The organism is Candidatus Hodarchaeum mangrovi (genome assembly GCF_975850365.1).
Genome location: NZ_CDLCQJ010000113.1, coordinates 1 through 7,580, shown reverse-complemented (window position 1 = coordinate 7,580; position 7,580 = coordinate 1). Strand labels below are relative to the sequence as shown.

The window sequence follows — 7,580 nt, the reverse complement described above, 5'->3', positions numbered from 1 at the left end:
AGGTAGAGAGCTAAGAATAGTAGAATTAAGAAAATATATGGGATTAAGAGCCTGTTGGTATCTCCCTGAAAATAATAAAAAAGATGAATCGTAGTTCTGGTGCTTTCACCGCTCGAATCAAGACTATTAGTCTTCATAAAAGGAATGAGTAATTGAAGAAGTAGTGCAACAATAATTTGAAGGTGGTTATAATGAGAAATATTTCTATAATTGAATTTAAAAAGATCCTTATAATTCATTCTTCTTCCTCCTTAGAATAAGATGATCTGGTGGAGGGAAATATCCAAAGAACGATGAAGAATAGAGAAAAAAGAACTGTAAATATTAAAATTTCCCAGTTGATGGATTTAGTTACAGAGGCAACTCCTTCAGTATAACTAAGAACAAATAAAGTTGGAATTGAACTATTCAAGATTGGCCAAACACCAAACCAATTACTAGCGGCAATAATTTTAGCTGAACCACTAATGGTAATTTCATTTCTCTGATTATCAATGGATAGCTTGCCAATATAGTATGCATGATCTGAGGAAGAATAAACTAAATACAACTTTGAGGTTGAAATAATTAGGATGTTTGGGTATTTATCAATCAAAGGAATATAAATCCGTTTCCAAGCAGAACCATTAAAAGAAAGTAAATGATAATTGTTATTCTCGTGTTCTAAAAAGAACAATTCTTCCTTAGAAGTTGCTGATCCTCTGTAAATATAAACAGACGATTCAGGTTGGTATACATGAGTTTGAGAAATTGATTTCAAACTCTCATTATAAGTCCATAAAGACACATATTCGACATTTTGGTTAGCATAATTCGCGATTGTCCAGAATTTAATACCATTGTTAAAATAAACACCAAAAAAAGTACTCGGGAGATTTGTATTGTTGATTAATAAGACAGGGCTCCAATTCGTGCCTAAATCATTTGATAACGTCATAACTAAATTTTGATGCGTAATCCATGTCTCATTCACAGTCTCAGTTATAATTTTAATACCAAGAAGAGCAAGAGAGTTGTTTTCCAATACCACAAAGTCACAAGCTCTTAATTCACCTTCAATACTAGAAAAGAGATAGTCTAGGTTAATTAAATTAGACCATGAGCTGTAATCATTTGTCGATCCAAAGAAAGAAAAGTCTTCTCCCCCCCATACTGTGACATACCAAATGCCATAGTATAGAAAATCAGTGGTTTGAAAGATTTTCATCGGATAAACATGTATATTTGAATTGATATAAGAAATATGTTCAGATAAATCTATATGAATTTCTTTGGGCTCGTTCCATTGAAGATCAAAAGAAAAAATGTTGTACATAATCATACTACTAAGAATCAATAGAATAAGAAAATTTGAATTAAGAAAACGAGAAAATCCCACTTAACCTCACCATTCAAAATAAATAGTAAAATCTAGAGATACTCAATTAATAAGATTAACCATTATGAAACTAGCTAAAAACATCTAAATCGTATCAGGGTAAAATTGTTTTCAATATTTTGACTTATTCGATTATTTTATGAGAGGAGTTGTAAAATCAAAGCTTCTACTAGGTTATTTCACAAATTATGTATCATAAATTAAAAGGATTTGTTTAAAAAGAAATAAACAATAACTCGAAAGCAAAACAATAATATTTGCTATATTAGGAAGTATTGATAGTTATTCTATCTAAAGTTTTATATAAGATTCTACCTGAATTTAATCAAATGGGATTGACGTTAAAAGAAGCTGAAACCACAATCCAGAAGCTCCAAAGGATATTTGGATTCAGTAGACACGAAATCTGTATTATTCTTCTCTTAGCTAGGAAAAAGTCTCGTAAAACAGGGTTGTCATTTAACCAGCTTCTTGAACTTTTACCTCTCAATAAGAAGGAAATTAACTTATATTTAGAAAATCTTAAATCCCGTGGTTATCTTGTAGTAGAGGAAGGGATTCCAGAAAAACGATTCCGAATTACTGACTTAGTACTCAAAGATTTTCACACTTTTCTCTCTGAATATTTAAAAGAACAAAATAAAAAGATCGTGGGAGAATTATTTCATATTAATCCATATACTGAAAGAATTATATTGTATTAGGTTGGAGTTAATCCTCAAAAAAGGAGGAGAAAGGGAGTAAACATGATTTTTGGGATAAAAAATAAGAGATTCTAGAAGAATCAATTAGTATTCCCTCAAAAATGGAGTAAACTTTGATAGGGATTATAATGTAAGTAATGTTATTCATTACAGGGGTTCTGTTTGAACCTCTCGCACAAGCTGTGTGCAGATATGTGCTATCCCTTCTTTGGTCTTGGGTGTTATTGTAATATACTTTAATCCCAACTTAGAGGAAGCGATTTGACCCTCTGTATCGGTTACATCCTCAAAATCAGTTTGAAATCCAATTAAAACCATTGGAATCGATGGATTCGTTATGATGGATTTAAATTCAGCATACCAGTAGTTTACTGCTTCAAAAGAGGCTCGGTCACCCTTATCAAAGAAAATTATTCCTGCAGAGGCTCCCCGATAAAATGTCGGGCGTAATTTCTCAAAAAAATCTGCAGGGTGTATTAGAGAAAGAACTAGTTTTACCATCTGTGAATCCACCCATATGCGATGAGTCATTACATCGACTCCAGTGGTATTAATAATACCTCCAACGACACTTTTAACCCAATCTGAGGAAGTATTTCCTGTCAGTTGTCCTATTGCTGTAATAATCTGTTTTAAGGGATTTCCCATCAAACTGATTTTAAATAGATATTCATTGCTTATCACGGGGATTCCTCCCATTTTTGACAGCAGATTGAAGGTTACACATAATAAAAGAAAAAAGCTCCTTTATATTATTTTAGTTCTGGGTTCCAAAATTTATAGTTATTTATTCCTTTTTCTGGATTATTTTGATCAGAGAAAGAAAAAATTTCTGAAAAGGATTATTTGGGCTCAGAGTGGTTAACTTCTCCGATGGAAAACCAATAACCCTCTCCAACTCCTGCCTGAGAAATTTTTGTTTCTGTTGTCCGTTTTACGCTTTAATCACGCGAGGCAAACGTCGTTTTGGCGATTATATCGCAGGTACAATTGTTATTAAGGATAAATAAATTCTATAAAGTAGAAACATGCTAGAACATACAACATAATATGATCAGAATTTATATCAGATATCATTTTTAACATATATTCCACTGCAGCTTCTATTCCCATAATGAGCTTCCCCTAAAATCCATAATTTATGGAATGGAACAATAACAATAACATAGATCAAAAAAACACTTCAAGAAATTGATGGTTTAAATGAAGTAATGTTCTTTAATCAACTTCTGACGACTCAAGCTCAACTTTTTTCCCAATTGCTGCGTCATAATAGATTTTACGGGGAGTACTTTCAAAAACCCCATAAGGACAACGTTCAACACATAAATTACAACCAATACACTTGTCCTGATCAACTGCCTCGACTTGAAATCCGTCTTGTTTACGAATTGCTTTGGAATAGCACGTAGTAAGACAAATATTACAATCCTCATTACATTTATCGGAGTTTACCACTTGACTGATTGTAAATGACGGTAATAAACCCCAACGGATTTCAGGGGTATAAAGTCCAGCACAGTATTGATCACAGTTGCAAATACTATCAATATTAGGACGCATTCCCCATAATATCGTACCATAATGCCCTTGTCTTCGTCGTTCAATAATTAACTCTTTTGCTTCATCCTCATCAATAAACCGTCCTTGGCCCTCGATATGGCGTTTACGGTTGTAACGTGCAAGATGATTGATAAAAATACAACGAAGATCTGCTTCTCCACAGGCTCCTTTTTTGCAGCTACAATAATGAAGATATAAGTCTTCAGCATTGTTAAGCACTTGTAATAATTCGTCTAAAGAAGAAGCGACTTGCCCACCTAAAAAATTCTTCGCAAAGTAATTATAAAAAGCTTTTTTGAGTCCAGTATAAGGTTTCCGATTAGCATTTGCTGCAATATCATAAGTGGCATTATCTACCATGGTTTGTAAACGAGCACCATAGAAATTATACCAATGTTCACGAAATTTCCCTGGAAAGATTTTCAGAAATTTTCCAGAAGTAATATCATAGGCATCTTTCTGTAGATACCAGATTTTCCGAGTATGTTGATAGCAAGTAAGACACATGAGTTTGTTTTAACAAAGTCATGGTTTTATATAGATTTGGGTTAATCCAATAGAAGATAGAGAAAAAAAGGGGAAGGAATCAATTCAGTATTGAGAGAAATTTTCCTATAGAAGAATGAATTTATCTTTAAAATCAGGTTTAATTGGATTTAAAATAAGTATAATTTCTAAGTTCCCACGAAAACCACTATCAAAAGTAAGAACAATTGAACTTAGGAACCGTTACCGTTCTCCTTATTTCTAATTGCATAATATTTGGATGAAAAATTAAGATTTTTCCAACGCAATATCGAAAGAAAAGCTTTTGGAGTTCTTCTGCAATAGTAGATGTTCTCTCCTACTTCCTACAATATTGACATAATTGTTTATTGAGATCTTTAATTATTTGCTTAAAGGCATATCTGATCGTAATATTTAATAACATACTTTTTACGCCTGTACAAAACGCTAAAAATAAAATATTAAGTAAAAAAGTGGTTAAAATGTCAAATGAAGAAAATTCTAAAGAGATGAGCAACGAAACATTTTGGAAAAATCTTGTCATTCAATATTGGTATTTCGTTGTAATATTCGGATTGATTGTAATTGCAGCCATAATAGGATTCATATTAATATTAGATTGGTACATTAATACAAATCCAATTGGCGGTCAAGGAACCTGGACATTCGATCAATTTTCAATGGGAACAGTCATAGAATTGGTCATATTCCTGATTCTATGGGAATTGGTAATTGTTGGATTGCCCACTTTCATTATTGGAGGAATAATTGTAGCAATAATTTGGTATGGAATATTTGCTCCCGACCTAAAAGAAGAAATAAAATTACGAGTCAAGAAAGAAGAAGAATATAAGAAAAAATATGGAAGAAAGAGCGAAGGAAGCGGTTTATTCGGATTTTTAATGTTTATTGGTGTATGTATCTATATCTTTCTTGATGGAAATTGGGCGACTGAATTTGGAAACCTAAGTTTTGGGTATTTTGTAGATGCATGGATCACAGTCTTCATATGGGTCCTAATCATCTTCGGTATCCCAGCTGTTGTAATAGGAACTATTTGGTTCATTAAAAAATATGGAAACTTGGATTAAACAATTTTCCCAACTTTTTTTTCTATAATATTTTAAGAAAATAACATATTTGACTGGAAGCTATATTACATAAATGACCCGAGTGCTTACACTCAAGAGTAATAATCCAATACTCTACCAAAAAATTTAAAGCAAAGAGGGGAAAAAAACTTGAATGAACATTATAGATACTCTTGGCACGATCTATTTCCTAGGTCTCTTTTTTTCATATTTATTTCTGGTGGACTTATTGAGTTGGCAAGAAATTGATGAATTATTCCAGAAATTGTTTGATAAAACAGTTAAAGAAGAAACAGAATCCAATGGAAAAGAACAGATGCCACTATCAAGGCCTACTGAAGCATTTGTTGACTGGCTAGAAAGCTACATTAAAGAAGAACAGTTTTACAATACTCGTATGATTTGTTTGTATTGTGGAATGAAAATTGAGGATGATAAATATGTTGTAATGTGTCATCCTGAACATCCAAATGATTCAATTCTCCAGATTTATTTTCATTCAAAGGGTGCATGCAATCCCAGACAAAGACTCCTTCAACAACGAAGAGAAAGATGGCTTAAGGATTACGAAGAGAAATCACGGAGAAAAATGCTTACTGATGCTAATAGAAAATAGTCCTTCAAAATTTTTAACTGCAAATTTTTGGAAAAATTTACTAAGTAGTGCTATTAGAATAGAATGGACGAGAATGGTAAATCTACTTCTATTTGAAAGGATACTCAGAAACAAAGAGGAATTTTATACCGCACTAATAGAGGAAAAAGGGATAGTAGCAATAATTCGTGATGCAACGCTATCGATTGTGATCTTTGGAGCGTTCTATGGAGCAACAATGGGAGTATGGTCGTGGGAACCATTTCAAATAGTTTTCTCAGCACTTAAAATTCCGATACTCTTTTTGATCTCAATAGCGGTAGTTCTGCCCAGTTATTACGTGGTTAATCTGGCAATGGGAGGAAGAAACAGCTTTTTACAACTCACTTCTCTAGTTCTTTCTAGTTTCTCCATCTATACAACAATTCTCCTCGCATTCGTCCCAGTAAATCTATTTTTTATGATAACCTCACCAAGAGATGTCGATTCCTATACTTTCATGGTGCTCTTAAATTTAATCATCTATGGACTCGGAGGATTGATGACGACAGTTTTCATGGTGGAAGGGGTTAAATTTCAAAGAAGGACAAAAGAAAAAATGCTCACATTGAAGGACTTAATACCAATAATAATCGCCCTAGGAACCTTAGCATTTATAGGAACTCAAATGGCATGGTTCATCAGACCCTGGTTCAACTACGAACCCAATTTCATTCGACCCGAGGTATATGGCAACTTCTATGTGGCAATTTTAAAAATAATTTTCACTCGTTTCTATATTGGGAGCATTTTTGTTTTTATTGGAACTATAATCATGATCCCCTTCATAATATGGATAAGTAGAATCCTGTTATCCATTCCAATAACTAGTAATGGAGAAAGTGCGAGGAAACTTCAGTCTGAAGGGAAAAATAAAAAGACACAACTCTAGTTTATCATGGTTTTATACAAGTTCTCATCTCTTCTTCCATGTAATAGAAACCTAAAACTTAGGATTGATAAGCCTAAATAATCAAAGGGAATTCCTAAGCCTCCCTGTTTTCTCAAAATCAGTTCGAAGTGATCATTCTGAACCCAGAATAAGAATAAATCCAACATTTTTTACTGATAATGAAAAAGCACAAAGTACAAAAATAGAAAAAGTACTCCGCATTACAAAGCTTTATATAACTTCTTTTAGAATGATTTAACTGTGGATAAAATGTCTGATAACCATAAAAGCGTTAATTTAAAAGAAATTTCTCAAAAAGTATACCGTAATGATTATATCGATGGGTTTACATTCATTTTCCTTGGAGCTTTTCTATTGCTTGCCGCAGGGACCATCAATTTACATCCTGTGTTTATGAGCTTATTAATTGTAGCATTTATTGCTTTCTTCCAATTAAGTAAAGTATTACGTAATCGATTTACCTATCCACGAATTGGGTATTTTCAAGTAAAAACTGATGACCCAAAAAAACTCATTTCAGGAATGCTCTTATTTACTGTCATGGTTCTTATTGTATTCTTTCTTTTGTTGTTTACATTTGTAGGTGTTGATCCTGAAGCCCTTTATGACTTTGAAAATTGGTATAGATTCTTACCAATATATTTGGGACTTGTAATGTTTGGGCCAAGTCTAGATATCGTAGATAAAACAGGTCAAAGAAAATATTATGGTCTTGGAATAGTTTCAACCATTTTAGGATTACTAATAGTCTGGTTGAATTTTCAAAATGCTAAATTTGGATTTACAATCT

At 32.7% G+C, this 7,580-nt stretch carries 8 protein-coding genes; 5 read left to right on the top strand and 3 right to left on the bottom strand.

Features of this window, described 5'->3' with window-relative positions; translation table 11 throughout:
• Positions 1 to 235: 235 nt before the first annotated feature.
• Positions 236 to 1,378 carry a hypothetical protein gene (locus tag ACWVCY_RS11195; RefSeq protein ID WP_455142911.1) on the bottom strand — a complete coding sequence of 381 codons (1,143 nt, stop codon included), beginning with the start codon at positions 1,376 to 1,378 and terminating at the stop codon, positions 236 to 238.
• A 329-nt stretch (positions 1,379 to 1,707) separates the two neighbouring features.
• Between ACWVCY_RS11195 and ACWVCY_RS11190 the strand changes: the two genes are divergently transcribed.
• On the top strand, positions 1,708 to 2,082 hold the full coding sequence (locus ACWVCY_RS11190; protein WP_455142910.1) for a hypothetical protein: 375 nt from the start codon (positions 1,708 to 1,710) through the stop codon (positions 2,080 to 2,082).
• Between the two features lie 147 nt (positions 2,083 to 2,229).
• Here ACWVCY_RS11190 and ACWVCY_RS11185 read toward each other — a convergent pair whose 3' ends face one another.
• Together ACWVCY_RS11185 and ACWVCY_RS11180 are read right to left on the bottom strand one after the other, a co-directional pair.
• The gene (locus ACWVCY_RS11185; RefSeq protein WP_455142909.1) at positions 2,230 to 2,766 is read right to left on the bottom strand and encodes a hypothetical protein; all 537 of its coding nucleotides are present in this window, start codon (positions 2,764 to 2,766) and stop codon (positions 2,230 to 2,232) included.
• Positions 2,767 to 3,300: 534 nt separating this feature from the next.
• Entirely contained in the window at positions 3,301 to 4,152 is an 852-nt protein-coding gene (locus tag ACWVCY_RS11180) for a 4Fe-4S binding protein (protein ID WP_455142908.1), read from the bottom strand.
• 482 nt (positions 4,153 to 4,634) lie between these two features.
• Here ACWVCY_RS11180 and ACWVCY_RS11175 point away from each other — a divergent pair, with 482 nt between their 5' ends.
• From ACWVCY_RS11175 to ACWVCY_RS11160, 4 genes are all read left to right on the top strand, one after another.
• Positions 4,635 to 5,243: a hypothetical protein gene (locus ACWVCY_RS11175; RefSeq protein ID WP_455142907.1), complete on the top strand. Its 609-nt coding sequence runs from the start codon at positions 4,635 to 4,637 to the stop codon at positions 5,241 to 5,243.
• 229 nt (positions 5,244 to 5,472) lie between these two features.
• Complete coding sequence (locus ACWVCY_RS11170) at positions 5,473 to 5,859, top strand: hypothetical protein (protein ID WP_455142906.1); 387 nt, start codon at positions 5,473 to 5,475, stop codon at positions 5,857 to 5,859.
• Positions 5,843 to 6,769, top strand: coding sequence for a hypothetical protein (locus tag ACWVCY_RS11165; protein WP_455142905.1), 927 nt, complete (start codon positions 5,843 to 5,845; stop codon positions 6,767 to 6,769). Before ACWVCY_RS11170 ends, ACWVCY_RS11165 begins: the two co-directional genes overlap by 17 nt.
• Before the next feature lie 270 nt (positions 6,770 to 7,039).
• Positions 7,040 to 7,580, top strand: a 541-nt coding sequence (locus tag ACWVCY_RS11160) for a hypothetical protein (RefSeq protein ID WP_455142904.1), incomplete at its 3' end; no start/stop codon positions are given.